The sequence below is a fragment of the Erysipelothrix aquatica genome (genome assembly GCF_009828825.1).
GTDB lineage: Bacteria > Bacillota_I > Bacilli_A > Erysipelotrichales > Erysipelotrichaceae > Erysipelothrix > Erysipelothrix aquatica_A.
This window is the reverse complement of record NZ_WTTA01000001.1, coordinates 210446-237141: the sequence shown is the minus strand read 5'-3', so window position 1 is coordinate 237141 and position 26696 is coordinate 210446. Positions and strand designations below refer to the sequence as shown.

Below are 26696 nucleotides of genomic sequence, written 5' to 3'. Positions count from 1 at the left end.
ATCTGTTGGTCAACCCGTTCGCAAAAGAAAACCGTCTTCTATGACGGTTTATGGGTTAACTTTCGATAGCTTCTATTTCTTTACCAAGAAAGAATGATATTACTGTCCGGATAATGACAACTGCACCAAGCATCAAGATGTCTTCAATCGTTGGATTTAAGATCGATTCAATAATATCAGCCGCAATGAGCACTTCTAGACTTAAAAGCACATAAGCCCCTAAATTTCGTTTAATAATATTGATGGATCGAAGTTCAACCTCATCACGATCTACGTTATCTTTAAGTGAAAACTCCACATTAATAAAACGAATGATTGCTTTGATTACCCCTAAAACTAATATAAGCACAGAGATCGTATTTAGAATAACGATTAAGATATGCACGACTGTTTCTACCGTCATAGACTACCCCCTTTGTCTTTATCTTTAATGCTCGATAAAACTTTCGAAATCACAACATATCCAATATACACGACAAACACCCACATAAGTGTACTAAAGTACACTGGCGATAACTGTGGCGCTAACAAATCAAGTATTCCAGCAACGATAAAACCCAGTATAAAGATTTTTAAAACATTCGTAAGAGAATACCAGTTTCTAACTTTCTTTTCTATGTTATCATGATTGAACATTGTTTTACCTCACTATCGCCATTGTACCATGAATTTCAATCAACGTTTCAAAACAACCCCATATTTATCAATCAAAAAGAGCATCCTCATTTGAGATGCTCTTTCTTTACTCCCTGAAAAATCCTAGAATTCGTAAGAACGTGCTGAATTCACTCAATTCCTCTCTAAAATTAATGAATACTTCGTTTGGTTTTGTTATAGGCGATCACGTAAAGAATGCCTGCAATCCCAGCAAAGAATACGAGACTTTGAATCATTGGCGCAAAATTGTAAGATGTCGCTGTCCAAACGGTTGGCATATCATTCACGAAATAAGTTGTTGGCAATAGATTTGATACGCCTTTCATAATCCCTTTAAAATTTGATGTTTGAATCCCCATCATTCCTGAGAAAATCATGGTTGCAAAGTATAGAGTCATGCTAATTCCATATGTTAGGCTAAATTTACGTGTTAATAATGTAATACTATATGCTATTACGAAGAGAATCATAGATATGATTGCAAAGAAAGCAATAAATACAATGAAACCAAAGATTGTTGGTACACCAATACCAAGCAATGGAACAATAACTGCACTAAAGATAGCTAATGCAATTCCCATCGCAACCATTTGTGCAACAAACTTTGTTTTTAGTTGATTTGATGTTGTGTACCCAAATAACAACATCCGTGTTGTCACATCGTGCTCTATCTCTTGTGAGAACAATGCTGAGAAACCTACGAAGACCATCGCTAATGGCGACATTAGCACATTGGTTAGATACAATTGCAGTGCCAATGCATCTTTGGGAATAGCTTCGTTACTGCTAAACATATTGTAAAAGAGTAGCGTCATCATAATTGGAAATAAAATTCCAAAAATAATGGAAAAGATATTGCCAAAGGTATTCTTTAGTTCATATTTAAGATAATGCTTCATAATGAGCCTCCAATGCATTTAAGTATAATAATTCAACATCCGAATCGGAGCGTATATAGTTAACGGATGCTTCATTGAGTTGAAGTAAAACCTGAAGTTCACTTTCTTGATTCTCACAAACAACAGCGAGACGACCATTCGGTGCTTTACATGTTGTAAATGTCGATGCGATCTGCTGATTTGCTTCGTTATCATCAAAAATTATCACGGCATGACCACAGTATTTTTTGAAAAGTTCATCACGATCTCCATAATCAATAAATTGTCCTTTATCAATAATTAGCAGTTTGTTCGTTAGGCGTGACAATTCTTCAAAATAATGAGTTACGAAGACAATTGCAGCTCCCTTATCCTGATACCACGTTGACAATTTATCCATCAGGCTCATTCGTGTCTCGAAGTCCAATCCCGTTGTCACTTCATCGAAAAAGGTTAGTGGCGCATTTTGCATCAAGACAAGGATTAGGGTAAAACGTTGTTTCTGTCCTCCTGATAGTTGTTTGTACTTCTTTTTTAGCGACGTGTTAAAATCAAAGAAATCAATTAAATCTTTCAGTTCTTGTGATTTTGAAATTTGACATTGCAGTACAGTTTCAATAATCGATTTACAGTTCATCGTATCTACATAATCATTTGCCTGTAAGTGCACCGCCATTTCATTTACCGATGTATCACTTGTTATCGATCCTGTATAAGGAAGCAATCCGAGGCACGCTTTAATCAAGGTTGTTTTTCCTGAACCGTTTGAGCCAATAATTCCAACCCGATCATTAGGTCCTATTTCAATTTTTGTTTGTAAATCCAAGGCTTTAAAATCACCGTAGTTTACGCTAATATTTTCAAATGTAATCATATTAATGGTGTCTCCAGTCTAGGTGCGTTAGCACACTGTTTCCATAATTCTGAATGGTGATTGTCATGTCTAGGTTTTTAACCATTTGAGCGACAATATATAATCCGAGGCCACTCCCCTTGTGGTTTGATCGATGATCTCTAATAAAAGGATCAAAAATATGTTCAAGAATATTCTGTTCGATGGTCACGTTGGTATTTACAATCTTAATATCCAAGGAAGATATGTAAATCGAGATATTCGCATTATCTGGTGAATATTGAATGGCATTTTGGATCAAGTGATCCAAAATTGAATGGAACGTCGATGATTCTGTTCTAAAGGTGTACTCACCTGACACAGAAATTTTTAGATTTTTTTTGTTAATGAGATTGGTATAATCGACAAGAATGTTTTGAACAATCGCTGCGACCGTTTCTTCGGTATAAGGTCTACTTTCCAACTCTGTCTCAAATGCCGATAGCATATTGTCAATCATGTGCTTCATTGTCACAAGTTCTTGCTGCACACTTGGTAAATGCTTATGGACGTCCTTATATGTTCCGATTTGATGAATCATACCATCCGTAAGTAACAACGCTCCTGATAGTGGTGTTTTTAATTGATGTGACGCATTCATTAGAAACACTTTTTGACGTTCACTTTGTAATGATAAAGACTCATTCGCACTGCGTAACTCATCAACTGATTGCTGGATTGCATCTTGCATTGAGTTTAATGCATCCTCCAAAACTTTGTATTCATCATGTTGATTTTTTTGTTTAAAACGAACTGTCTCACCGCGTGCATTATGAAGTGCTTGCTTTGCAAGCGTATCAATTGGCGTTGCTAAAAGTTTTGTAAATAACGCAGCTGTAAACATTGCAAAGAAGACAAGAACTACAAGAATCATCGGCATACTTTGTAGCAAAATTGGCTTAAGTTCATTCAATTTCGGTGTCAGAGTCGTCGCCACTGTCACCAGAATATTCTCGGAGTTTTCAGTAAAGCCTATATAATTTGTATAGTTCACGGAGTCATTTGATACTTGGGAACTCATTACTTGAATTGAATCCCCTTTTTGGTAAATTCGCTCCGAATCTACTTGAAATGACGTCCCAAAATCGCGAAAGGCATGATCCACAACTGTAAATAACGCATCATTATTAAAATTTGCACTGTATTTTGATAGATCGAATCCTGAAAAGTCGATTTCTGTCACAGGATCCCCATTTTTTATGGCTGTTGGAATCAATCGGAGTTGATCCATAATACTTTGTAGTGAATCATCTTGAACAACTATTGTACTTGATGAATAATTTGTACAAACAAGTAGTTCATAATTCCCAGATGTCTTTGCTAAACGAAATGTAGCATTCATAACATCATGATTTTGTAATGCAATGTCACATCCGTTATTTTCTCGAGTCTGTTCGAGAGTCGTTGCTACGATATTGACATTTTGATTTAATTTGTGTTCCACATATAAACCGGGAAGCATAAACATAAAGTAACCAATAATTAGTAAGCCAACCGTTAGTGTCGTAAGGGCTGTATAGAGGAGTACCTTTGTCGTCAATTTCATAAATTCCCCTCCTGATACTGATAACCAGCACCAACCACTGTCCTAACAATCGACACTGGTGATTTCTTGCGGATATTTTTGATATGGGCGTCAATGACCCGATCACTTACCAAGTAATCATCTGGTGCAATGATATCAAGTAACATTTCGCGTGTATAAACTCGGTTTTTGTGTGTCATGAGTGCTTCACAAATTAAAAACTCAGTATATGTAAGTAGGATTGATTTGCCATTATAAAGGACCCGGTATGACTCTGGATTAAGCGTTAAGCCACTAATAGTATCCGAAGACATCGACTCTCTACGGCGCATCAGTGCCTCTAATCGTTTAATAAGAATTACAGGAGAGAATGGTTTAATCATATAGTCATCAGCAAAGCCATTAAATGCTTTTATTTGTGATGATTCATCGTCCAAAGCCGTAAGCATAATGCAACGCGTGTTTGCTGAGCTCGCATGAATCGCTTCTAAAATATCAAAACCTGTACCATGTGGCACTAGAATATCAAGAATCGCAATATCATAGGTGTTGGTAAGCAGTGCTTCACGAGCTTCCAAAACATCCGTAACACAATCAACATCATATTGTGCCATTGCGAGATACTCCTGCGTAACTTCGCGTATATATTGTTCGTCTTCTAAGTAAAGAATTTTAACCATGTTGTCCTCCTAAGGGTATTTAATCAAAATGTTATGAATGCCGTATGAATTCGATATGAATTTGAATGTTTTTAACAACGTCATTACATTTCAGACCGCAATGCTATCATTAATTATAAAAAGTTGGACCATTTAAATGCCCAACTCTAAAGATAGTACCCCGATTGTGCTTTAAATAGCTTTTGATACATCCCCGATTCTCTTATCAAATTATTATGAGACCCATCTTGAATGATTAATCCATTTGAAAAAACAAGCACTCTATCACTTAATGTGCATGAGCTCATACGATGAGAAACAAATAGTGATGTTTTGCCATTAAATAATGACGTAATATTTTGATATATTTCGAATTCAGATACCGGATCGAGTGCAGCTGTCGGTTCATCTAGCATAATAAGCGGTGTATCTTTATACCATGCTCTTGCTATCGCTAACTTTTGACCCTCACCACCCGATAATGAAATCGAGTGTTCGTAAATTCCAGTAAGTGTTGTATTGATTCCCGCTTCTAAAGCATCAACTTTAGATTTAAGACCTACAAGATTAAGTGCATTATAAATTCTATTCTGATCGTATGTTGATGTCATAGCCACATTTTCGGCAATTGTAAATGGGTAGAGCGTGAAATCTTGAAAAACCACAGCAATTTTTTCCATGTAACTATCGAACGCCATTGTTTGAATATCCACACCATCAAGAAAGATTTTTCCTTTTGTCGGTGTGTGCAATCTGCATAGTAGATTGATGAATGTCGTCTTCCCTGCTCCGTTTTCTCCAACTATTGAAATTCGTTCTCCCGCATTAATTGTGACACTCACATCTTTAAGTGCAAAGGTAGTTGAACCTGGATACATGAACGATACATTACTAAATACAATTGTAGAGGTAAACTCTGCACTAGGTGATAAATCTTGATTTTCGGGGTTCGCCTTATTGAGAAAATCAATATAGTATTGCATATATTTTAGTGTATGTTCAGTAGAGGCAAACAATGCTATGCCTGAAACTGAAGCATTCAAAAGTTGTTGCAAATAACCTGCATAGATTAAAATTGAACCGACACTGATTGCACCAGCGATTGCCTTCATAGCAACCAATCCGAATAAAGTTGAAGTAACAATTACAGTAATTACTTGAACAAAGCCTAAGAATCTTCCATTTGAGATATTTACATTTTTAAGTGTCCTAAGAGTGTCTATATTCCCTCTCTCGATGGTCTTATATACCATTTCGTCAGCACTATAGAGGCGTACAGTTTTACCACTTTCATTATCCGTCAACAAAGTCTCGTAATAATAATTCATCTCTCGATTACCATGACTAAGCGTCGCATAGGCTTTTTCACGTTTACTCGCAGTTTTTTTATTTACGTAGTAGGATACAGCTATGGGGATTATCAAAATTAATGCCATTATGACATTAAACCGTTGCGAATTCGTAAATATCGCTAACTTTGATATTTCAGACGAACGCGTTGAGAGCAATTGATACATCGCGAAGAATGTTACGATACTGCTCATCATAATAATTAATCCTGTATTTATAACATTATCGATAAAGTTAGTGATACCACCTGTCATCATGTTCCCCGCCTCGGCGCGTTGAAAATCAAGGCGCGTTTGGGCATCTACCAATACATCATATTTCATCGTTAGCGATTTACTTATCAGAGAATCATCAAGTTGTAGGTTGATCTTAAACACTTCATTTTTATAGATTCTTTTTAAAGTGTCTTTTAGTAATGACAACAAAAACACGATGCATAGAAATTTGATTAACGCTATCCAAACATATATAGCGCCTTCAAGGAGCAGATTAACGATTTGTCCGCCAAAATATAAACTTATGAAAGGTATCATGACCGAAACGAGTTGTGATAAAACAGATAGAACTAAGATCTTTGGGTTAAGTCTATTTATAAGACCTATGACTTTAAATAATCGCTTCATGATCCATCTCCTCATAATATTGTCGTTGCAGTGCGAACATTGAGGCATACTCGCCATCAAGCATCATTAAATCATCGTGGGTTCCTTCTTCAAGGATTCGACCGGAATCCAGTAAGATTATGCGGTCACAGAATCGTGTCGAAGCAAGCCTGTGTGATATAAAGAGAGAACTCTTGTTATCAGACAAACGATAGTATTCCTCATAGACGCTTTGCTCCGCGATAGCATCTAACGCTGAGGTGGGTTCATCAAGTACAAGTATTGGAGCATTTTTATAGATGGCCCGAGCCAACATAATTTTTTGAATTTGACCACCAGACAAATTCACCCCATCCCGATGCACGTAATGAGTAAGATTTGTATTAAATCCATTTGGTAAGGTATTAACGAATTCTATTAAGCCTGCATGTGTCAGCGCATCTATTAGTGCATCTCTATTTACTGAGAGTGACAACGAAACATTCTCTTCTAATGATAATGCCCATAAATCAACATCCTGAAACACAGGCGAAAAGAAGGAAAAATATTCGTCTCGACTCAGTGTATTAATGTCTAATCCATTCAGTGTCACAACACCCTCAGTTGGTCGAATAAGCCCCAACAGCAACTTAACCAATGTTGATTTTCCAGATCCATTTGTACCCACTAGAGCGAGTTTATCTCCTGAATTCAAGGTGAAGGATACATTCGAAAGGGCATTTCGTTCGCTATCTGGATAACAATACGATACATTACGAAATTCTATATCAAAGCTTCCTTCACTACTTACAATAGATTTCTCATATTGAATTGAAGGGTACTCAATAAAACTTTTAACATCGGCAACATCCAAACTGGATAGACGAATTTCGTGGATTGATTGAACACTTTCTCGCATCCATCCATTTAAGGAACCCATGACTGTGAGGAAAATTGAAAATTCAGTAATTGTCATCGATCCGATAAGGGTTAAATGAATTATAATCGAATACACAAAACAGTCACGTGCAAAAATCATTATTGTTGAAATAATTTGATTTCGACACTCCAGTGAATTTGCTCTGTTATTTATAAATGAAAGTTCTTCGGCCAATGCTTCCACTTTGCTCATATACAGCGATGAAACATTGTAGATTCTCGCATCCTTACTATTATCCGGATTTATCGCTGCATACTTTAGATAACGACGTTGAGTTTCTAAGTTCAATTTTGATTCGCGATTTTTAAGCTCAAAATTCAATGATTGACGCAGTAACAATGAATCTATAATTCCGACAGTAACTGTCACTACAAACGCCCAAACATTAAAGTACGATAAAAAGAGCGCAAATATTATAAAAGTAAAAAAACTAACACATAGGTTTTTGCTACTTACAAGGATAGACTGTGTTCCTGAGGATACATCACCCACTCCATTATCAAGCGCACGATGAAATAAATTATAGACCGATGGTTTCTCTATCGTCTCAAAGTCTATCGTTAAATATTTACGTGATACTTTAAGTGAGAACACTAAAAGACGAACTGCAATGTTATTTATTCCACTTCGTATTTGTTGCATAATACTAAAGTATGATGTTATTGCTAGAATGATCGTAAGAATTATTAGCGAAGGCAATGTTCCTTCAAGGGACATTGTTGCGGTGACATAACCTATCAAAGCTGATGGAATGAATGCAATAATCACAGCAATCACAATATTTAAAAAAATATCTGAAGCCAACAAAAAGAAAGTAACTGGACGTTCTGACCCAATTGCTTTGAAATAGTATACTAAATTTTCTACACTTGTTTTTGATTTTCCCATATCCCACCTCTATATGTATTATATAGTATTTATGGGGCCAATAGATAATCCGTTTTAAAATGGTGAAATAAAAAAAAACAGACATTTTGTCTGTTTTCATTTCTCTCTAAAGTGCACTCGAGAATACTTTAAGCAATCTTTTGAATATGGAATCGCGCTTATCAACAATAATCACCGACTTGTTTTCTAAGCGATCCCCATATTTTTCCGTTAGCAGTGTTTCTGCTTCTTGTTCCATTTTGTGGTTTGCGACAAATTTTCCAACTTGTACAGCACCATATGTAATTCCTGCAACTGCAACACCTGCTGCAACGTACTTAATAATTTTACCCGTATTGTTTTGATGTTTACTCATCCTATTCCTCCGTTTCTAACGAGCGTGATACTCTGTTTAATTTAATTTTAACACAGTTTTTAATGTAAACATACTTCCGACACGATAACACATCATACTTTCTTCAAACTCTCATCCAAAACGTTATCGAAATGCAGATGATACAGGCTTCAGAATGACCATCCGAAACTCCAATCTCTTTTCATCTAAACGAGGGCATCGTGTTGTCCTCGCAAATCTACTGCCCATAGTTACAAATATCCTCATATAATTACTACTATTCATCTTTTAAAATAGCATAATAATACTCATCCCACCATGTATCTTGAAACGGAATACACGCAATATGGTGCGCTTCTCGACGCATATTCAGTTGTTCCATCAGTTTCCACGACCTCGTATTTTGAGGCTGACAGGTTGCGATGATGCGATGAAGGTTTCGATTAGAAAAACCATCTGTCATAATGGCTTGTGCTGCCTCAAAAGCATATCCCAAACCTTGATATGCTTTATTAAACACCCATCCGATTTCATACGTATGACCTTGAAATACATCTATAAATGAAATATGACCAATTACCTTCCCTGTTGATTTCAAAACGATGGGTAGGTAGGTGTTGGTGTGTTCTGGACTATTGATAAATTGTTCTAGTTCTGATAGATGCGCGAAGGTTTCTGGAATATAATACATGGTTTCCTCATCCATCAAAAACTCAGCTGCATCAGAAAGGTCCTCTCGTGCATAGTTTCTAATTATCAATCGATCTGTTTCAAGTATTAAGTTCATTTAAGTATCTCACTTTCTATACATATCGGTTCAACTTAAGCAGAAAGGCTTCTTTCTTAGATCGGCTACTCGATGTGATGTAGCCTTCATGAATCCACCGAATACGCTTCATTCCCACACTTTTAAGTGTTCCTTTAATTAATGTACCTTTAATTCCGTCCCCCTTAAATAGCCTAATATACCACTTGGGCGATTGGCCAGTTGTAATGATTGTGACTGAATTAATTGTATCTAGATGGCCACGCATCCCATATTTGTTTCTGTATAAGAAAATCCTTTGAGGAATATCTTATCGAGGAACCCTTTGAGTACAGCCGGTACACTATACCACCAAATCGGAAAGATAAAAATAAGTTCATCTGTTTCCTGAATCATCTTTTGATACTTATTGACTAACTCATTGGGCGACGTCCCTTTAGAAAACTCTTTGAGTTCATTTGCATGAAATACGGGGTCAAAGCCATCGTCATACACATCAATTACTTGATAGGTTTCATGACGTGCTTCAAATATTTCCCGTACCTTTTGCAGTATTGATGCATTAAAGCTCCCTTCCCAGGGATGAACAAAAATAATTGTTTTCATAGGTCCTCCGTGCATATCTTTGCACGGTTTTTATATGTGCACATATATACACATATCAATTTAAACGCATGCCGCTTGTTTTAAATACTCCAAGGCTCGCTAAAATTTATGATTAAAGACGCATGGTTTAATGAGTATCGTGTTGAACGACCCTCTTTTCGAGCCACCAGAATGCCCTGATCAAACAATGCTTTGAGGTGTCGTGATACAACTGAGCGATCTTGCGGAAAATGATTAGCGACTTCTTGAACCGTGAGTAAGTCTTCCACTGCCAGCAATTTCACAATTTCGATACGCGTTGGTTCAAAAAGTGTGCTAAAAAATTCAAAATCTATATTTGATTCCATGTCATCGTTGCACTTATCGCTTTGATTTTCTTGCATTATTTTCACCTTTGATTAATCCTTCTACTATAAACAAAGTATACACCAATTCCTAAGCAAGTAACAAAAAACCGGCATCTCAATGCCGGTTTCAATTTGTTTCAATTTCTTAACCGAGTTTACTTCGAATCCATGAAGATAGCGCTTCAACTGCAACGACTAGGAGAATCAATCCCCACAGAAGTGCTCCTGCATCTGCCCAACGGAACCCTGACATCGCAAAGAGCAGTGGTGCTCCGATTCCGCCAGCTCCAACAAGACCTAATATTGAAGCATTTTTGACATTAATTTCAAATCGATAAATTGAAATCGACGCAAAGTTACCCATTAGTTGAGGAATGATTCCATAGCGGATTTTCTGCAAAGTATTGCAGCCTGCTGCGTCTAGAGATTCAATTATACCATTATCCAAATCTTCAATAACTTCCACAAACATTTTTGATATCATGCCGATGGATGTAATTGCGAGTGTTAACACACCAGTAAAAGGCCCTGGTCCAGACACTCGAATTAACATTAGCCCATAAACAAAGGGTGGAAATGTTCGAATTACAGTAATCATAAATGTTCCTATTGTTGCGAATTTACGACCCACAATATTCTGAGAAGACAAAAAAGCCACAGGAACAGACAATACAAGACCAATAAAGGTTCCTAAGAAAGCAATTGCTACTGTTTCAAAGACTAAATAAGGAATCCCCTCTTTGGTGAAATTGAGTAATGCATCCCAGTTGGGCGCAATCATACCTTGAATAATACTATTAACAATTGAAAAGCCATTGGTAACGAGCCCATTAAATTCAACATAAGGCAAACTTAATGCTGTGATAAGCAGAATAACCCCAACTATAAAACAAATTTGTTTAACATAGCGTGGTCTATTTTCATACGTTTCTAAAATTCGTGTTGACATTAGATGAGCCTCTTTCTAATATAACGACTCAGCATTTCTATTAAAATAACACTGATCAGCAAAATAATAAGAATCGTTGATAAATTTTGATATTGGCGCCAACCAATATTTTCATTCATCAAAGTTCCGATTCCACCCGCTCCTACATATCCTAATACTGCAGCTGAGCGGATATTCATTTCCAAGTTATAGAGAATGGAAGACAAGTACAAACCCGATATTTGCGGAACTACCGAGCCAATGAAAGCCTTAAAACGAGAGGCCCCTGTCGAGATACTTGCTTCAAAAGGTCCCATATCAACTAATTCAATCTGTTCATACGTCATCTTAGTAAGAATCGAAAAGGTAAATAAGAAAATAGCAATCATCCCTGAAAATGTTCCTAACCCAAAGATGTATGTCATAATTAGGGCAATAATTAATACAGGAATGGTTCTGAAGAAACTCATCACAAAGCGAATGATGCCTCTTGCTAACCAATTTTGATTCATATTACTTGCCGAGAGATATGCCATTGGAAGTGCAAAAAAACCGGCAAATAACGTCCCTAAAAAGGACATCGCAAAGGTTTGAATCATGGGATTCATAACCGTTGTTGCATATTTCAAATTAGGTGGGAACAAACGACCTAGAAAACGAAAGAACTCCTCGCCTCCATTAATTAGCAAAATAAGATTAAAGTTTGTGACCTTAGCACTGAAGTAAAGTAACACCCCCATGATTACAATAACGATGATTCCAAATCGAAAGGGTGGTTTCACTTCCTTGCCATTATTTAAAACAATAGGTTTGGGATAGAATAAATTTTTAAGGTGTGACATGTGTCGTCACTCCCATCAGTTCGTCCTCTTCTAAAGAGCGTCCATACACTTGTTTCAAGACAGCCTCATCAACACTTTCGCATGGACCATCAAAGACAATAACCCCTTTATTAATACCTATTACACGCTTGGCATATTTAAGCGCAAGGTCAACATGGTGCATATTAACAATAACCGTGATATTTGTTTTTTCATTGATTTTGACAAAATCATCCATGACCTGTTGTGCTGTAATAGGATCTAACGATGCAACGGGTTCATCCGCTAAAATGATTTGCGGTTCTTGAGCCAGGCAGCGTGCTAATGCAACGCGTTGTTGTTGTCCACCACTAAGTTCATCGGCACGATTATATGCTTTTTCTAAAATACCAACTTGATCCAATGACTCAAGTGCTTTGAGTGTATCTTCTTTTGAATACAAGCCCAGTAAGCTTTTAAACCACGGCATTTCTGCTACGCGTGCTGTTAGCACATTTTTAAGTACCGTTGTTCGCTTAACAAGATTGAATGATTGAAATACCATACCAATTTGTCGTCTGAATTTTCGAAGGTCCTTCCCTTTTAATTCCGAGACATTGCTGCCATTAACTAAAAGTGTCCCATCCGTAATCGTATGCATTTGGTTGACACTTCGAAGTAATGTTGATTTACCGGCACCTGAAAGTCCGATAATCGCAACAAACTCTCCTTGTTTTATTGTTAAGCTAACACCATCCAAGGCTTTGACGCCATTGGGATAAATTTTTGTTACATTTTGAAATTCAATCATTGAGACCTCCACAGACTTTTAAAAGGTGGGTTCGATGACCCACCTTGACTCATTATTGTTTGTTTTTTAACATATCCAATACTTTACGTGATGAATCATAATCAGCATCTGTTACTTCTTTATAGCCGGTGTGGTTATAAATTGAGATGGCTTCTTTTCCTTCATCCGTTTTAGCAATTTCAATAAATGAACGTTGTAATGCTTTCTTCAAGTCTGCATCAACAAGTTTGTTTGAAATTGAAATCGTATCGTTCATGATTTTATCTGTTACACCAATAACATCCGTTTGTTTCCAAATGTTTTCTTGGTTCCATTCTGTTGTCCAGTTTGTTTCAAAGTCACGGCGTATGTCAGCATAACCGACTCCAACATCACATTGTCCAGTTGCTAAACGTGCTGCTGTATCAGGATAACCTGTTACTTCAACTTTGTTTGCAAGATCAGAGATCATTTTTCCTTCAAATTGATCTGCTAACCATAATGATGGGTAAACATAACCTGCGGATGATGTCGTATTTGAATGACACCATGATGCGCTATTTAAATCATCCCACGTTAATTTCATGCCTGCATTTACTTTATCAGCGAGTTCACGTCCTTTTGCAGATGTTCCTGCATAGATCAATGAACGGTAGAATGTGACTTGTTCTTCAACAGGTAATGTTGCTTCTCCGTCATTCCACTCTTTTGCTTCCACAAAATCTTTATTCAAGCCATCACGTGATGCAGCTAATGCAACATCAATGTTTCCGTCCTGTGAGTACATTGCATATGTACTTGCAGGAATGAATCCAATATGAGCCTGGCCAGCATCTAGTGCTTCCCCTGCAGCTTCATAATTTGGAGATACTTGGATATTAACATTTCCAACTTCATAGCCATCTTTAGCAAGTTCTGTTTTAATGAGACCTTTTAAGGGTTCTGTCTTTGCAATGATTTCTTTTGAATCACGACTTGGAATAAAGAACACGGTTAAAGTCTCTATTTTCTTGTCATTTCCTTTTTCACTTCCACTACTACAACCCGTTAAAACAAGTATTGAAACTAAAAGCACTAACAAGTATTTTTTCATCATTTCCTCCTGTAATACCTAGGTCTATAATTCCATACCATCACGTATATTTCAAGCAAATTCATATAATTTACACAATCATGACATTACTTGTATTTTTTAACACAAACGTAACAATTCGCATGCCGTTTGGATAAACAAGACTTTGAATGAATTGCAAGTAAGTATTGAAAATTTATGATATACTTTCTGAAAGGAGATACATAATTTATGAAACAACTGAAAATCGAAGATTTTTTAAACTACCGGTATCTTGGATCACTTAAAGCCAATCCAAGTAAAACCCACGCTGCTTTTGTTGTCTCACAAGCACGCTATGATGACAACGATTATATACACAGTCTTTTCTTATTTGATGGAATACAATCTAAAAGAGTCTTAGACTTGGACACTGACGCACGTTTCTACTGGGAACATGATGATACCATTCTTTTCCACCATACGACTAGCAGTCAAGAAACTGAAGCAGTATCACAGCAAAAGAGTATAATTTATCGCTATCATATTATTACAGGGATTATTGAACCTGCTTATACCTTCCCGATTCCTATTGGATCACTCAAGGTCCTTCAAAATGGTAATCTCTTAATCACTGCACGCTTGAATGTTGATGACCACATCCTATTTGATCCTGAAAAGCGTAATGACTACCTTGCGAAAATAAAAAAAGACACCAATTACGAAGTATTTGATAGTGTTCCTTTTTATACGAATGGTGGCGGTTTTACAAAGGCAAAAATCGGACAAGCTTTTATCTATAATACTGAAAAAGATTCCTATCATGCTATTGTAGAAAAGAATATAGATATCGCTTTGGCACACTTTGATGAAGCAACACAAATCGCTTACTTTTATAAAGAAATTCCAAATGGATTACCTCAATTCTATGCAGATATTATTTGTTTTAATACACAGACGCAAGACATTATCGAACCATTCAAAAACGATGCCTATATGATTTCAAATATGACCGTTTTAGACGGACATATTTATGTCTTTGCATCGACAGGAAAAGAATTTGGAATCAATCAAAACTCAGATGTCTATCGTCTTGATAACGACGCCCTTGTTCGCGTATGTGAATTTGGACGGAGCTCGTGGAACTCCGTTGGAAGTGATGTGCGATTCTTAAGCAGTGCTCAAGAGCATGTCATCAACAATAATTTCTATTTTGTGGGTACATATCAAGACCGAACTGTACTTTACAGCTTCGATGGTCAGACGATCGAAGCAGTGTTTAGCCCTGAAGGAAGTATTGATGGGTGGATTCAATTAAACGATCAATTCTTTGGGATTGGACTTTTCGATAATCGTCATCAGGAATTGTATGCCTTCAATTTCAATGAAGCTACACATACACTACTTACATCATTCAATGCCGAATACTGGGATGATCACTATCTTGCAACGCCTCAACATATCCAATATGAAAGTAATGGAGATATGTTAGATGGTTGGGTCTTGCTGCCGCAAGATTATGACGCTAAGAAACAATATCCTGCAATCCTTGATATCCATGGTGGTCCAAAAACTATCTATAATGTCGTTGTGTATCATGAGATGCAAGCTTGGGCTAACCTCGGATACATTGTATTCTTTACAAACCCACACGGTGGCGATGTTGATGGCAACGAATTTGCAGATATTCGTGGTAAATATGGAACCATTGACTATACCGATATTATGACTTTTACAGATCTTGTTCTAGATCGTTACGCAATTGATCGAGCACGGGTCGGTGTTACGGGGGGATCGTATGGAGGATTTATGACGAACTGGATTGTGAGTCATACAGACCGTTTTGCAGCTGCGGCAACGCAACGTAGCATTTCAAATTGGATTTCATTTTACGGAACTTCAGATATTGGTGTTTACTTTGGTCCCGATCAAACGGGTGGTTCACCATTCGAGAATTTAGAAGCTGCATGGGAACAATCTCCCTTAAAACATGCTCACGCCATTAAAACGCCACTTTTATTTATCCATTCCGAAGAAGACTATCGTTGCCCCATCGAACAAGCGATGCAACTCTTTACTGCAGTGAAACAAAATGGTGTTGAAACGCGCTTTGTGTGGATTCGTGGTGAAAACCATGATTTATCCCGTTCAGGACGTCCACAATCACGACTCAAGCGTCTTCAAGAGATTACAACTTGGATGGACACCTACCTTTAAAATTTCAAGCCTCGTTAATGAGGCTTTTTCTATACACTTTCTACGTTAGAATGAGCTACAAAAAAATCATAATAAAAAGTGTTGATTTTGTGAATCTGCGTTGTATAATGAATCTTGTGTCATGTATGACTAATCTTTTAGTTTAGTAATACTAAACAAACTAATACTAATTAAGGAGACAGTATGAAAAAAATAACTATTGTATTCATCGCACTACTTGTCCTTGCAGGTTGCGCAAACAAAAATAACACCACACAAGAACTCCGAGTCTATAACTGGGGATCTTACATTGATGAGTCGCTCATTACAGAATTTGAAAAAGAATTTGATGCGAAAATCATTTATGACAAGTTCGATTCCAACGAAGCAATGTACATTAAAGTTGCAAGCGAGGACTCCTATGATGTTCTCTACCCTACCGATTATATGATTGAACGACTACGCGTTGAAGACCGTCTTCAAAAACTAGACTACTCAAAAATTCCAAATTACACCGCAACACTTGATAGTTTGAAAGGCCGTGCAATGGACCCCACGGCTGAATACACTGCCGGTTACTTCTGGGGAAATGTAGGTATTGTCTATGACAAAACTAAAGTTTCAATCACAGATTTAGAGCAACAAGGTTGGAATATTTTCAAAAACGAAAACTACAAAGACCAGATTTTCTTTTTGGATTCAGAACGAGATGCATTTATGGTTGCACTAAAAGCACTTGGTTATTCAATGAACACAACGAGCGAGTCAGAATTACAAGAGGCTTTTGACTGGCTCAAAGATATGAACCAAAAAACACGCCCTGTCTACATTCGTGATGAAATGATTGATAGCATGGTATCCGGTGTTAAACCAATTGGTACCATGTATTCTGGAGACGCGACTTATGTTCTCTCTGAAAATGAAAATATGGCCTTCTACGTACCAACCCAAGGAACGAACTCATGGATGGACGCCATGGTTATTACTAAAAACGCCAAAAATGTCGACCTTGCTCATGAATGGATCAACTTTATCTTAAGTAAAGAGAGTCAACAACGCATTACAGAAGAAATCGGATATACCAGTGCTCGACAAGATGTTATTGATATTGCTACGAGTGCTGACGGCGCGTTTAACGGTATTGATTCATACGAGACACGTCAAAATTATAGCCTCGATGAAAATTACCGTTTTGATGACGTAACACGCGTCACAATGGCGGATTACTGGGTTAAAGTAAAATCAAATGGATAACACATTTACGAATCGATACCCACACAATGCATCACAGTTCTTGGAACATGTTGATGTTGATTATGGTTACAAACTTGCGCAAAAACTAGGGACGTTTCGAACAAACGAAACTCTTGGTTTTCGTACGGTTGGATCATTTGCTGAACATGAAGCAGCCGATTTTTTAGAACTTGAAATGGCTAAAATAGGACTACAAAAAATTAAGCGTTACAGTTATCCTGTCACATCATGGACGTTTAAACATGCAAGCCTTCGTTGTAAGACAGAATCACAAGATTTGACGTTTACACTCAGTGCCTACCCTTCCCATATAGATACCCAAGGACCGCAAACTATTGAAATAATTGATGTTGGTCGATCTGACAGTCATGATTTCCCTTCAGACATTTCTGGAAAGTGGATTCTTATCGATATTAATCAACGCGAGGATTGGTGGATTAACTACCCCGCTACTGAAGCATTTTATCGTGGAGCCTTGGGAATCATTGCCGTGCAAGACGGCGGTTATGGCGAAATAAGCGATCACACGCTCAATGCCCAGAATACCTCTATTCCTCATGGCGCTGCAGCGCTATCTATGTCCCGACATGATGCGCGACTTTTACGCCAAGCCTTGAAGGTGAAGCCTACTTTAACGCTTGATGTTTCAAGTCTTTTAGATCCGAACGGAACTGCTTATAACGTGTTCGGATGTATTCCAGGCGAAAGTGATGAGATTATTCTTATGAGTGCTCATTACGATGCCTATTTCGAAGGATTTCAAGATAACTCTGTTGCAGTTGGTTTAATGATGGGGATTGCAAAAGCACTGTGTTCATCAGGAATCAAACCTCAAAAAACACTCATGTTTGGGGCTTTAAGTGCTGAAGAGTGGGGTGCAACTGATACACGATATGACTGGTTAACAGGATCATATACACAGATGAGTGCATTAACACCAGAGTGGGCAGATATGATTTTCGCAAACATTAACTTTGAGCTCCCTGCAATGCTCGAAGATGGTACGGACTGGATTCGTGCAAGCTATGAACTCAAACGGTACTTGAACGGATTTACGCTCACTTTACCGCAAGCGTCTGACGTCTATCCAAACGGCATCAAAGTGCTCAATCCAATCGAAACATGGTCCGATGATTTTTCATTTGAGATATTTGGAATCCCTTCGACCGTTTCCGCTTTAAAACCAAAATTTGCTGCATCACATTACCATACTCAATTTGATACCGTTGATACCTATCATGAAGGTGCCTTTTTATACCATCATTATGTCTACGGACTTCTGATGTTACAGTATGATGCTCTCGTCGTGTTGCCACTGGACTTTGGTGAGAGAATTAAAGCATTGAAACATGCCCTCGATCTTGAGATGGCAAGCGAGTATATTGATATTAATGCTTTTAAAGAACTGGTAATCACAATCAGTAATCAATCAAACGCCTTATACACGCTACTAACAAATATTACCGAAATTGGAGAGTATGAAACACTTAAGCAGCACGTAAGAAAAATCTTCCGTTTTGCGGTAACACAGTTTCTACGATTATCGTGGGAAGACGATGTATTATTCCCTTTTGAACAGAATCAAACAAACGTACGTGTTCTAGAACATATGTTGTATGATCCGAAACGATCTATGGAGTACGTAAGTCTTGTCGACAATAATAAATACGCCGTTCATTGGAGCACCGAAACATATCATTATCATACCCAAAATGTGTTATCGAAAACTGCAAATATGATGTGGGGTACTGCATTTAAACCAACACATTGCGACTTGTTTGATTTCATAGATTCTCATGACTTCGAGATAATAGAGCAAGCGGTTGAATCAGAGCGGTCACGGTATGAGACTGTTTTGAATGAAGTAATGGTAAATCTTTATTTATTTTCAGACCAAATACAAACATGCCTTGATTTAATTACAAAAAAACCATCCTAATATATAGGATGGTTTTTATTCATTAAAGCCCGATGCAAGCGTGACATTTTGAATTGTTAAATTGGCATCAAAAGAAACCTTGTACATTTGGTGTTCAATAAAATTTACGGTCTCTGGATTAGCATTCAATAGATACATCCCGCCTTGAAACATTTGAAATAAATAATAGTCATTTTCTGAGAATGTTCCATCGTAGTGATCAAGGTACATTAGTATCGCATCTTCTTTAGCTAAATTCACCGTTGTATTATGAGCGCTAAGTTTATTATTTGCCTCAGTGAGCGCTCTAATCTCCTCTTCAAGCGTTAGAACAGTTTGTTGCATCGACTCATAACGACTCTTCGATACACAACCAGAAATAATCAATAACACAAAAATACTCAATAATCCTATTTTGAACTTATTTTGCATTCTCTACTCCCTTTCACTGTTTATACACTTATTATAAGTGACTTTAAAGGTTCACAGGCACCAAAGCCTCAAACCCTAGCGTGAAATAGAGATAAATTCCGACTTGTTCGTTTTTTATTGAACAACTTTGTGATATATGAGATAAACTATGTCATTGATAACATTCGTACTCACTACTTTTAGATCTTTGTGTTGAGTGCTCTTACTGAATAACGGAATGCCATCACCAATTAATTTAGGTATGATTGCAATCTGGTACTCATCAATCAGATTTGCATCAATCAAAGGTCGTACCAAAGATGCACCACCAACAATCCAAATATCATTGCCTTCCACTTGTTTGAGGGCTTGCACTTGAGAGACAACATCATCGTTGATAAACTTAATGTTTGGTTCAGTGCTCGTTAGATTTCGACGCGTAAATACGAGTGTCTGTGCATCTTTGTACGGAAAGTCATCCACAGCAAGCTCTGTCACGATTTGATGATATGTTTTGAATCCCAACAAAACAGTATCTACGTTTTTATAGAATGTCTCATAGGTATTATCTACAGTTTCTATCGGTACCGCAAGCCAATCAATACCTCCTGTAGTATCAGCTATATAGCCATCCAAACTCATTGATATAAATAAAATAACGGTTCTTTTCATGAAAATACCTCTCTTCCTCTTAAAGTGTATAGTAGAATAGTAGTAACAAAAAGAGACATTTCTTAAAAATGTCTCATGGAGGTTCAATGAATACAAAACAGATAATATGGGATACGAGTTTAAGACTGATGACAGAAACTCCTTCAAGACGATTTCACGATATTACAGTACATGAAATTTGTACTGCGACAGGATATCATCGTTCAACATTCTATCGTCACTTTGATTCGAAGTTTGAACTGTTTGAATTTGGAGTCATGCAATTATGGGATGATTATTTTCGAACGCTCACACCAGCAACTTTAAGTACACCCTTTGCCACAGCTCAGTTATTTTATAACAATTCTAATGCTCAAATCCTAATTCAGAAGCAAAACAATGATCTTGAATTTTTAAGGAATGTTAAACAGATCATGTTAAAGAAACTCGAACAACACTACAATTCGATTATTTCGATTGATCACGATTTTTACGCACCGTATATCGTTGCGAACATCGATTTTTTAGATTTATGGAATCAATCGCAGCTCCTACCTTTAACCACCCTCCAACTCGATGCAAAATTTCAAGAATTAGTCTGGAATCCTTTAATCACCAAAATAATCATAAAATTATAAAAGAGTCGCTTATCAAAAGTGACTCTTTATTATAAGTTTAGAAGTATAATCCCGCCAACTATTGCCAAGACTGCTCCCACTTTCGGTATTTGTATTGGTTTTTGCTCCATTCCTAAAAGAGCAAACTGATCCAATATCATGGCCATAACAATTTACCCGGTTCGTGCAACGATCGAAGATAATGTCGATCCTAAAATCGGTAGGATTAGAATATGTGAAGCATTAGATTGTTCTAATTCTTTTGCAACAATATGGTATAACCTATTTATGTTCTTGTTAAATAAAGCCCCTAACGGTATCAATAAATGATTTGATAATCGTTTCATGTGTGCGGAATGAATTATTAATGATTCCAATTTCTTCGGTGAACGTTGCGTAATGGAATACAACAACATCTAATGTGCCCTTGCGAATATAATCATTGACTGCAATTCTTGGAAGTACGGCGACTCCATGGCCGCCTATGGCAGCATGAAGCAATGTTTCATTATTATTAGCAGTCCAAGAAATGACCGATTCTATCTCATCATCATAAATAATACGATCCATATACTTCCGATAGGAACTTCCAATTTCACGGGTCAATAAGTGGTAACAACCTTTACGATTTTTTAAATAAATTGGGCTTGCTACATACACCAAATCAAGTGTGCCAACACGGGAATACGATAATGTATTATTGTCTGGTACGCCTTCTATTAGTGCAACATCTAAGTTATTGTTAACGATACTTTCCTTAATAGTTGCAACATTATTAACTGTAATCTGAAGTTGGATATGATGTAAGGTTTCAAAATGTGTGATGATTTCCGGAAGCATGTAAGTAGCAATTGTAACCGTACATCCAACACGGAGTACAGGTAGAGATACATCCGGTTTAAAAACTGATGATGCTCGCTCATTGGCTTGGATTAATGCATGTGCATACGGATAAAACTGCAAAGCTTCTTGAGTCGGTTTAATAATTCGTCCAGTGCGTTGAAATAGCTTAACATTCAGTTCCAGTTCTAATTCCTTTATGCCCTGACTTACTGCCGGTTGGCTGATGTATAACGACTCTGCAGCACGTGAAATACTACCGTGAATACACACCGCTAAAAACATGTTAATTCGATCAATATTCATATAACCACTCCTTATGTATACTATAATATATCATTACTATTCATTATACATCATGCTTGGTACACTTAGATACGAGGTGAAAAAATGAACAAAAATTTTGAACTGTTTAAGCTATTTACACTTGCAAGCACATTAACCTTCTCAGGCGGACTTGCCATGGTTCCCCTACTGGATGACAAACTTGTAAAGCAACACCACTATTTATCCAGTGACGATTTTTATCACTATATTGCAATATCGCAATCGATACCAGGTGTAACGGCCGTCACAACAGCTTGTCTACTTGGCGAAAAAATAAATGGTCGAAGTGGACGCTACATTGCCGCACTAGGCGCTATTCTTCCAGTCTTGGTTATCATGATTCTTCTGACGATGCTTTACCAAATGATTCCGCAAACCGGTATCATTCAATATTTATTTATCGCCATTCGTGCCACTGCCGGCATTTACATTCTAGAAGCCGGAGTGTCAATGGTTCCACACATTATAACACGCAACGCTCAATCCTATTTCGCGATTGTATTTGTATTCATATTAGTGACTTTTATGAATGTATCAATTCCTTGGATTATTCTTGGATGTTTCCTGCTAAGTCTTTGTGTTCTAGTATGGAGAAACTTCAAATGATTCAACTCTTTCTAACTTTCTTAAAAATAGGTTTTCTTGGCTTTGGTGGCGGTTATGCAATGCTTTCGCTCATCTATGAGAACTCACTCCATCTTGGAATTAATGCTACACAATTTGCAGATTTAAACGCATTGGACCTATTAGCTCCTGGACCGATTGCCGTCAACTCAGCAACCTATGTTGGTTTTATTACATTCGGTATTCTTGGTGCCATTATAGCGACAATCGCGGTTTGTATGTCGTCATTTGTATTCTCTTATCTCTTATTTACTTATGAGGATAAATTACTTTCGATGCCATTGTTCAACACCTTTCTTCATTATACGAAGATTGCTGCGATTGCAATGATATTATCCGTCGCACTTTCGCTTGTCAATAATGCCTATACCAGTGATGGGCAACCTATATTAATTACAATCACGCTTGTTTTAAACGCGTACTTGCGGTTGTATCGCAAAAAACCTATTTTATTTTGTATGGCTTGTACTGCAGGAATTGGTATTCTTTATGGACTGTTTTTATAAAAAAGGGACCTCTTGATCCCTTTAAATATTGTGATATGTCAACGCACGCATCAGACAGTCATCTAACACGGTGAAGTCGAGCGGTTTATTTTTCGCAAGAACGATTGCACGATTTTTTGAAAACTGAAGGTCATAACCATAAATTTGCCGCAAACGCTCGATTAAATTTGATTGGCAACTCACAAATATGGCAACATGCTGTTCATCAAAAACATCAAGACGGATCGGTGTCCCTGATTTAGGTTTTACCGTTGTATACGAAGGTTGGCCCCACTTTAATGATTCTTCAATTGTTCCTACTTGATCATTCATCGCCGCTAACTCATAAATGCGTGTGCGGATTTCTTGCAACATGGCAGACGATTGTTGATCATAGTTTGCATAGACATTTTCGATTTCAGGGGTTGTGAACGGATTCATGATAATCTCCTTTAGGCTCATGGATTGGGATACGTCTATTAAAAGTATACACTAATTTTATCTATGCATGGGATAAGTATGGCCCACACGAATCACCATGCGTCACAAGAATTTCTACGGTGTGCAAGACTCTTGATTCTAATGCCGAAAAAGTGTTCTGATCAAGTGCATTTTTTTAGGATTCCGATAGCATAATCTGCCATCTGATTAAAGAAAAAATCTCGACTCTCAAATGTGCGATGATATGTGGCTTTACTTATTGATGCTAATGCAGCGATTGCTTCGATGCTCGCTGTTGGATTCATAACAAGATATGGCATCGCAGCCTTAATATTTTTTTCTTGATTTGTCATATGATACCTCTTTGTCTTATGTGAGACAATAATATCTCAATTGTGCGAACATGTAATGAATAATAATACCTACTTGAATACTTAAATATATTTTTTACACATCCATGCAACTGTAGCGTGCATCCACAATGTCAGAAGAAACAAACTAATCAACGTCCCTTCTCGAACATTCATGGGATTCCGGAAGTACTTTGACAACACTATAGATCCAATTACACAAAGGATATCAAAGCTATAACGTAGTTTATGAAATGGTAATTCTAATCGTGATGAGAGCTCGGTACAAACCGATTCAATCGGAAAAGTTAAAATATCCAAGTATAGAATCATACCAGTACTTAAGCCCGATATCGTCACACCCACGCAAAAGACTGTAATTTTAATCAAATAGTGTGTTATCACAATTTTATTGAAAATGTGATAAGTAAAAATATTGATAACACTTCCAAATGCAATCGCCGCGATAAATTGCATCAAATACTTCTTTCGTAACTTAAAATGCGTTAACATCGCATACATGCATAAGAAGACAACATTTAGTACCGTGGTCACGGTTCCAATTCCGGCTTCCAACACAGTTGCAAGACTTAGATTTAACGCATTAAAACTACTAACACCAATACCTGCAAAAATCGTGATACTTATTCCGAATCCCGCTAGCATATAAAAGCCTAAAGAAAGGAATAATTTCATTGTTTGATTCATAATAACCTCCCACTTGAAATTTATCATGCAACACTGGATAATTATAGGAGATATCTCACATTAGGAGGCACTATGAAAGCGGCACCAATTCATAACGATTTATTGCACATCATGGAAGATTCCATTAATATAACGCATCGCTTCACGCAATCTTACATACCAGGCGACCAGATTATTCCTTTTGGACAAGCTGAGACACCTCTATTTTTTCTCATTGAAGGAACCGTCAAGATTTACCTCTACCACGAAAATGGAACACGATCCATCATCCATTTCGCTCAAGCCGGTGATATCTTAGGTGAACTTAGCTTACTTGGTGTTGAAGAACAATCCAAAGAAGTTATCGCACAGTCTAACTGTACCTGTATTGTAGTCCCACGTGATAAACACGAACAATTGCTCTTAAACTTCGCATTTACACGTGCACTCAACGTATACCTTGCTCAAAAATTAACAGATCGTACCTTTCGTCTTACCCATGCACTCAACTACCCGATGATCAATCGACTAGCTGCATTTATTCTTTTCGCTGAGAACGATGGCACCTATCATGAGAGTGCGACCGAAATTGCAGAGTATCTAAGTACAAGTTACCGGCACTTGATGCATACCTTTAAGCAACTCAGAGAACTTAAGTTACTTTCAAAAATTGGTACTTCCTACAAAATCACGGATCGAAGACGACTCGAAGCATATGCTCTGGATATACAATATTAAAAAAGAGATGAAATTCATCTCTTTTATATAATACGGTTCATCAGCGGCATTTGCTCTGCGAAGCGTTTTAAGTTATGCATCACAATATCCAATCGGTAGTCATTGATTTTGCTCGTTTCAAATGAGGCATGCGGTGTTATCGTTGCTTTAGGATGATCCCAAATTGGATGATTAGCATCAAGTGGTTCTGTTTCAAAAACATCCAAAACAACACCTGCTAAATTCGTATCAAGCACAGTCATGAGTCCTTCCAAATTCACACAAGCTCCACGACCGATATTTATAAAAATTGCATCATTCTTCATGATTCCAAACTGACGTGCATCCATGATATGATACGTGGCATCGTTGCTTGGTAGTGTACAAATCACAATATCATAATTAGGTAAATAACTATCCAGTGCATCCAAAGCAAAGCATTGAGAAAAATGTTCGATTGAACGACCGTTTGAATTAACTCCATCGACTTGAGCATTAAAAGCATTCAATCGTTTTGCCGTTTCTTGAGCAATACTTCCGGTTCCAAGAATCAACACTTTGGCAGTGTCGAGTGCTCTATTTTGATTCAACCGCTCCCATTTATGCTCGGCTTGCTGTTTCAAGTAGCTAGGAATACTTTTATAATGGTTAAGTATGTAGGCTAAGCAATATTCGGCAATCGGGATACTATACATGCCCCTGCCATTAGCGATCGAAACGCCTGCTTCTTTATATAATTCAATATTGATGTGGTCATACCCAGCTGAAAGCAACTGTGCAAATTTCAAATTATGAGGGATCGTTTCTTTCGGTAAATGCATGCCCACAATGACATCTGCATTTCCATCATAAACTGTTTCTAAAGGATAGCGGATAATTTCAAATCCTAAATTCTCAATTGTCTTCGTACTGACCGCATCCAATTCTAGCATTTCTGTTATGGCAATTTTCATTATTTTCTCCTTCATTTTTGAATCTTTATACCTATCATAGCATTTATGGCCTATTGACGCACACGACGCACAATAGTTTTTCTTTATAAGCTTCTCTTGTAAATAATTTTTATGCACAATTGAGATTTCTTGCTTTGATATTCATGGTATGTGAATTCAATAGGAAACAAACCTTTTGCGCCGGACCATAGAACAAGTATACTTATTGTGCATAAATAAATATAAAAGCTACC

At 37.2% G+C, this 26696-nt stretch carries 31 protein-coding genes; 7 read left to right on the top strand and 24 right to left on the bottom strand.

Going from position 1 to position 26696, the window contains the following annotated elements:
• Nucleotides 1-55: 55 nt before the first annotated feature.
• The 16 genes from GVV22_RS01200 to GVV22_RS01125 form a co-directional block, all read right to left on the bottom strand.
• Complete coding sequence (locus tag GVV22_RS01200; RefSeq protein WP_159648385.1) at nt 56-403, bottom strand: DUF1622 domain-containing protein; 348 nt, start codon at nt 401-403, stop codon at nt 56-58.
• Complete coding sequence (locus tag GVV22_RS01195) at nt 400-636, bottom strand: hypothetical protein (protein WP_159648384.1); 237 nt, start codon at nt 634-636, stop codon at nt 400-402. The genes GVV22_RS01200 and GVV22_RS01195 overlap by 4 nt, the downstream gene beginning before the upstream one ends.
• Nucleotides 637-806: 170 nt before the next feature.
• The gene (locus tag GVV22_RS01190) at nt 807-1556 is read right to left on the bottom strand and encodes an ABC transporter permease (protein WP_159648383.1); all 750 of its coding nucleotides are present in this window, start codon (nt 1554-1556) and stop codon (nt 807-809) included.
• Nucleotides 1540-2409, bottom strand: coding sequence for an ATP-binding cassette domain-containing protein (locus GVV22_RS01185; RefSeq protein WP_159648382.1), 870 nt, complete (start codon nt 2407-2409; stop codon nt 1540-1542). Before GVV22_RS01185 ends, GVV22_RS01190 begins: the two co-directional genes overlap by 17 nt.
• Nucleotide 2410: 1 nt before the next feature.
• Nucleotides 2411-3973, bottom strand: coding sequence for a HAMP domain-containing sensor histidine kinase (locus tag GVV22_RS01180; protein WP_159648381.1), 1563 nt, complete (start codon nt 3971-3973; stop codon nt 2411-2413).
• On the bottom strand, nt 3970-4632 hold the full coding sequence (locus GVV22_RS01175; RefSeq protein WP_159648380.1) for a response regulator transcription factor: 663 nt from the start codon (nt 4630-4632) through the stop codon (nt 3970-3972). The genes GVV22_RS01180 and GVV22_RS01175 overlap by 4 nt, the downstream gene beginning before the upstream one ends.
• Before the next feature lie 146 nt (nt 4633-4778).
• Entirely contained in the window at nt 4779-6584 is a 1806-nt protein-coding gene (locus GVV22_RS01170; RefSeq protein ID WP_159648379.1) for an ABC transporter ATP-binding protein, read from the bottom strand.
• A complete protein-coding gene (locus tag GVV22_RS01165; RefSeq protein WP_159648378.1) occupies nt 6568-8370 on the bottom strand; it encodes an ABC transporter ATP-binding protein in 1803 nt (600 codons plus the stop codon). The genes GVV22_RS01170 and GVV22_RS01165 overlap by 17 nt, the downstream gene beginning before the upstream one ends.
• A gap of 106 nt (nt 8371-8476) precedes the next feature.
• Nucleotides 8477-8725, bottom strand: a complete 249-nt coding sequence (locus GVV22_RS01160; protein WP_159648377.1) for a hypothetical protein — start codon at nt 8723-8725, stop codon at nt 8477-8479.
• Nucleotides 8726-8981: 256 nt separating this feature from the next.
• Entirely contained in the window at nt 8982-9491 is a 510-nt protein-coding gene (locus tag GVV22_RS01155; protein ID WP_159648376.1) for a GNAT family N-acetyltransferase, read from the bottom strand.
• Nucleotides 9492-9722: 231 nt separating this feature from the next.
• The gene (locus tag GVV22_RS01150) at nt 9723-10076 is read right to left on the bottom strand and encodes an NAD(P)H-dependent oxidoreductase (RefSeq protein WP_159648375.1); all 354 of its coding nucleotides are present in this window, start codon (nt 10074-10076) and stop codon (nt 9723-9725) included.
• An 80-nt stretch (nt 10077-10156) separates the two neighbouring features.
• Nucleotides 10157-10459 (bottom strand): ArsR/SmtB family transcription factor, encoded by a 303-nt coding sequence (locus GVV22_RS01145; protein ID WP_159648374.1) that lies wholly within the window; start codon nt 10457-10459, stop codon nt 10157-10159.
• A gap of 109 nt (nt 10460-10568) precedes the next feature.
• On the bottom strand, nt 10569-11372 hold the full coding sequence (gene phnE / locus GVV22_RS01140) for a phosphonate ABC transporter, permease protein PhnE (protein WP_159648373.1): 804 nt from the start codon (nt 11370-11372) through the stop codon (nt 10569-10571).
• Nucleotides 11372-12193: a phosphonate ABC transporter, permease protein PhnE gene (gene phnE / locus GVV22_RS01135; protein ID WP_159648372.1), complete on the bottom strand. Its 822-nt coding sequence runs from the start codon at nt 12191-12193 to the stop codon at nt 11372-11374. Before phnE (GVV22_RS01135) ends, phnE (GVV22_RS01140) begins: the two co-directional genes overlap by 1 nt.
• A complete protein-coding gene (phnC, locus tag GVV22_RS01130) occupies nt 12180-12962 on the bottom strand; it encodes a phosphonate ABC transporter ATP-binding protein (RefSeq protein WP_159648371.1) in 783 nt (260 codons plus the stop codon). Before phnC ends, phnE (GVV22_RS01135) begins: the two co-directional genes overlap by 14 nt.
• Nucleotides 12963-13014: 52 nt before the next feature.
• Nucleotides 13015-14034, bottom strand: coding sequence for a phosphate/phosphite/phosphonate ABC transporter substrate-binding protein (locus GVV22_RS01125; RefSeq protein ID WP_201287486.1), 1020 nt, complete (start codon nt 14032-14034; stop codon nt 13015-13017).
• A gap of 210 nt (nt 14035-14244) precedes the next feature.
• Between GVV22_RS01125 and GVV22_RS01120 the strand changes: the two genes are divergently transcribed.
• From GVV22_RS01120 to GVV22_RS01110, 3 genes are all read left to right on the top strand, one after another.
• Complete coding sequence (locus GVV22_RS01120; protein ID WP_159648370.1) at nt 14245-16209, top strand: alpha/beta hydrolase family protein; 1965 nt, start codon at nt 14245-14247, stop codon at nt 16207-16209.
• Nucleotides 16210-16392: 183 nt separating this feature from the next.
• Complete coding sequence (locus tag GVV22_RS01115) at nt 16393-17442, top strand: extracellular solute-binding protein (RefSeq protein ID WP_159648369.1); 1050 nt, start codon at nt 16393-16395, stop codon at nt 17440-17442.
• Nucleotides 17435-19381 (top strand): M28 family peptidase, encoded by a 1947-nt coding sequence (locus GVV22_RS01110; RefSeq protein WP_159648368.1) that lies wholly within the window; start codon nt 17435-17437, stop codon nt 19379-19381. The genes GVV22_RS01115 and GVV22_RS01110 overlap by 8 nt, the downstream gene beginning before the upstream one ends.
• Nucleotides 19382-19396: 15 nt before the next feature.
• Here GVV22_RS01110 and GVV22_RS01105 read toward each other — a convergent pair whose 3' ends face one another.
• Together GVV22_RS01105 and GVV22_RS01100 are read right to left on the bottom strand one after the other, a co-directional pair.
• Nucleotides 19397-19792, bottom strand: coding sequence for a hypothetical protein (locus tag GVV22_RS01105; protein ID WP_159648367.1), 396 nt, complete (start codon nt 19790-19792; stop codon nt 19397-19399).
• 114 nt (nt 19793-19906) lie between these two features.
• Nucleotides 19907-20443: a dihydrofolate reductase family protein gene (locus tag GVV22_RS01100; RefSeq protein WP_159648366.1), complete on the bottom strand. Its 537-nt coding sequence runs from the start codon at nt 20441-20443 to the stop codon at nt 19907-19909.
• An 86-nt stretch (nt 20444-20529) separates the two neighbouring features.
• Here GVV22_RS01100 and GVV22_RS01095 point away from each other — a divergent pair, with 86 nt between their 5' ends.
• Nucleotides 20530-21060 carry a TetR/AcrR family transcriptional regulator gene (locus tag GVV22_RS01095; protein WP_159648365.1) on the top strand — a complete coding sequence of 177 codons (531 nt, stop codon included), beginning with the start codon at nt 20530-20532 and terminating at the stop codon, nt 21058-21060.
• A 29-nt stretch (nt 21061-21089) separates the two neighbouring features.
• Here GVV22_RS01095 and GVV22_RS11165 read toward each other — a convergent pair whose 3' ends face one another.
• Nucleotides 21090-21200 (bottom strand): hypothetical protein, encoded by a 111-nt coding sequence (locus GVV22_RS11165; RefSeq protein ID WP_419178506.1) that lies wholly within the window; start codon nt 21198-21200, stop codon nt 21090-21092.
• Nucleotides 21201-21336: 136 nt separating this feature from the next.
• Entirely contained in the window at nt 21337-22185 is an 849-nt protein-coding gene (locus GVV22_RS01085; RefSeq protein WP_159648363.1) for a LysR family transcriptional regulator, read from the bottom strand.
• An 84-nt stretch (nt 22186-22269) separates the two neighbouring features.
• Between GVV22_RS01085 and GVV22_RS01080 the strand changes: the two genes are divergently transcribed.
• Entirely contained in the window at nt 22270-22812 is a 543-nt protein-coding gene (locus tag GVV22_RS01080) for a chromate transporter (protein ID WP_159648362.1), read from the top strand.
• Complete coding sequence (locus GVV22_RS01075) at nt 22809-23336, top strand: chromate transporter (RefSeq protein ID WP_159648361.1); 528 nt, start codon at nt 22809-22811, stop codon at nt 23334-23336. Before GVV22_RS01080 ends, GVV22_RS01075 begins: the two co-directional genes overlap by 4 nt.
• Nucleotides 23337-23357: 21 nt before the next feature.
• Here the strand turns inward: GVV22_RS01075 and GVV22_RS01070 are convergent, their stop codons facing one another.
• From GVV22_RS01070 to GVV22_RS01060, 3 genes are all read right to left on the bottom strand, one after another.
• Nucleotides 23358-23756: a DUF1801 domain-containing protein gene (locus tag GVV22_RS01070; protein ID WP_159648360.1), complete on the bottom strand. Its 399-nt coding sequence runs from the start codon at nt 23754-23756 to the stop codon at nt 23358-23360.
• Nucleotides 23757-23917: 161 nt separating this feature from the next.
• Complete coding sequence (locus GVV22_RS01065; protein ID WP_159648359.1) at nt 23918-24109, bottom strand: hypothetical protein; 192 nt, start codon at nt 24107-24109, stop codon at nt 23918-23920.
• An 81-nt stretch (nt 24110-24190) separates the two neighbouring features.
• The gene (locus tag GVV22_RS01060) at nt 24191-24814 is read right to left on the bottom strand and encodes a hypothetical protein (protein WP_159648358.1); all 624 of its coding nucleotides are present in this window, start codon (nt 24812-24814) and stop codon (nt 24191-24193) included.
• A 72-nt stretch (nt 24815-24886) separates the two neighbouring features.
• On the opposite strand from GVV22_RS01060, the gene GVV22_RS01055 reads away from it, so the two are divergent.
• Nucleotides 24887-25531 carry a cyclic nucleotide-binding domain-containing protein gene (locus tag GVV22_RS01055; protein WP_159648357.1) on the top strand — a complete coding sequence of 215 codons (645 nt, stop codon included), beginning with the start codon at nt 24887-24889 and terminating at the stop codon, nt 25529-25531.
• 23 nt (nt 25532-25554) lie between these two features.
• Here GVV22_RS01055 and GVV22_RS01050 read toward each other — a convergent pair whose 3' ends face one another.
• Nucleotides 25555-26463, bottom strand: coding sequence for a D-2-hydroxyacid dehydrogenase (locus GVV22_RS01050; protein WP_159648356.1), 909 nt, complete (start codon nt 26461-26463; stop codon nt 25555-25557).
• Nucleotides 26464-26696 lie beyond the last annotated feature (233 nt).

Bases quoted from the DNA above. Each gene is read 5' to 3' on its own strand.
- GVV22_RS01200 (WP_159648385.1), bottom strand. From the start codon at position 403: ATGACGGTAGAAACAGTCGTGCATATCTTAATCGTTATTCTAAATACG.
- GVV22_RS01195 (WP_159648384.1), bottom strand. From the start codon at position 636: ATGTTCAATCATGATAACATAGAAAAGAAAGTTAGAAACTGGTATTCT.
- GVV22_RS01190 (WP_159648383.1), bottom strand. From the start codon at position 1,556: ATGAAGCATTATCTTAAATATGAACTAAAGAATACCTTTGGCAATATC.
- GVV22_RS01185 (WP_159648382.1), bottom strand. From the start codon at position 2,409: ATGATTACATTTGAAAATATTAGCGTAAACTACGGTGATTTTAAAGCC.
- GVV22_RS01180 (WP_159648381.1), bottom strand. From the start codon at position 3,973: ATGAAATTGACGACAAAGGTACTCCTCTATACAGCCCTTACGACACTA.
- GVV22_RS01175 (WP_159648380.1), bottom strand. From the start codon at position 4,632: ATGGTTAAAATTCTTTACTTAGAAGACGAACAATATATACGCGAAGTT.
- GVV22_RS01170 (WP_159648379.1), bottom strand. From the start codon at position 6,584: ATGAAGCGATTATTTAAAGTCATAGGTCTTATAAATAGACTTAACCCA.
- GVV22_RS01165 (WP_159648378.1), bottom strand. From the start codon at position 8,370: ATGGGAAAATCAAAAACAAGTGTAGAAAATTTAGTATACTATTTCAAA.
- GVV22_RS01160 (WP_159648377.1), bottom strand. From the start codon at position 8,725: ATGAGTAAACATCAAAACAATACGGGTAAAATTATTAAGTACGTTGCA.
- GVV22_RS01155 (WP_159648376.1), bottom strand. From the start codon at position 9,491: ATGAACTTAATACTTGAAACAGATCGATTGATAATTAGAAACTATGCA.
- GVV22_RS01150 (WP_159648375.1), bottom strand. From the start codon at position 10,076: ATGAAAACAATTATTTTTGTTCATCCCTGGGAAGGGAGCTTTAATGCA.
- GVV22_RS01145 (WP_159648374.1), bottom strand. From the start codon at position 10,459: ATGCAAGAAAATCAAAGCGATAAGTGCAACGATGACATGGAATCAAAT.
- phnE (WP_159648373.1), bottom strand. From the start codon at position 11,372: ATGTCAACACGAATTTTAGAAACGTATGAAAATAGACCACGCTATGTT.
- phnE (WP_159648372.1), bottom strand. From the start codon at position 12,193: ATGTCACACCTTAAAAATTTATTCTATCCCAAACCTATTGTTTTAAAT.
- phnC (WP_159648371.1), bottom strand. From the start codon at position 12,962: ATGATTGAATTTCAAAATGTAACAAAAATTTATCCCAATGGCGTCAAA.
- GVV22_RS01125 (WP_201287486.1), bottom strand. From the start codon at position 14,034: ATGAAAAAATACTTGTTAGTGCTTTTAGTTTCAATACTTGTTTTAACG.
- GVV22_RS01120 (WP_159648370.1), top strand. From the start codon at position 14,245: ATGAAACAACTGAAAATCGAAGATTTTTTAAACTACCGGTATCTTGGA.
- GVV22_RS01115 (WP_159648369.1), top strand. From the start codon at position 16,393: ATGAAAAAAATAACTATTGTATTCATCGCACTACTTGTCCTTGCAGGT.
- GVV22_RS01110 (WP_159648368.1), top strand. From the start codon at position 17,435: ATGGATAACACATTTACGAATCGATACCCACACAATGCATCACAGTTC.
- GVV22_RS01105 (WP_159648367.1), bottom strand. From the start codon at position 19,792: ATGCAAAATAAGTTCAAAATAGGATTATTGAGTATTTTTGTGTTATTG.
- GVV22_RS01100 (WP_159648366.1), bottom strand. From the start codon at position 20,443: ATGAAAAGAACCGTTATTTTATTTATATCAATGAGTTTGGATGGCTAT.
- GVV22_RS01095 (WP_159648365.1), top strand. From the start codon at position 20,530: ATGAATACAAAACAGATAATATGGGATACGAGTTTAAGACTGATGACA.
- GVV22_RS11165 (WP_419178506.1), bottom strand. From the start codon at position 21,200: ATGATATTGGATCAGTTTGCTCTTTTAGGAATGGAGCAAAAACCAATA.
- GVV22_RS01085 (WP_159648363.1), bottom strand. From the start codon at position 22,185: ATGAATATTGATCGAATTAACATGTTTTTAGCGGTGTGTATTCACGGT.
- GVV22_RS01080 (WP_159648362.1), top strand. From the start codon at position 22,270: ATGAACAAAAATTTTGAACTGTTTAAGCTATTTACACTTGCAAGCACA.
- GVV22_RS01075 (WP_159648361.1), top strand. From the start codon at position 22,809: ATGATTCAACTCTTTCTAACTTTCTTAAAAATAGGTTTTCTTGGCTTT.
- GVV22_RS01070 (WP_159648360.1), bottom strand. From the start codon at position 23,756: ATGAATCCGTTCACAACCCCTGAAATCGAAAATGTCTATGCAAACTAT.
- GVV22_RS01065 (WP_159648359.1), bottom strand. From the start codon at position 24,109: ATGACAAATCAAGAAAAAAATATTAAGGCTGCGATGCCATATCTTGTT.
- GVV22_RS01060 (WP_159648358.1), bottom strand. From the start codon at position 24,814: ATGAATCAAACAATGAAATTATTCCTTTCTTTAGGCTTTTATATGCTA.
- GVV22_RS01055 (WP_159648357.1), top strand. From the start codon at position 24,887: ATGAAAGCGGCACCAATTCATAACGATTTATTGCACATCATGGAAGAT.
- GVV22_RS01050 (WP_159648356.1), bottom strand. From the start codon at position 26,463: ATGAAAATTGCCATAACAGAAATGCTAGAATTGGATGCGGTCAGTACG.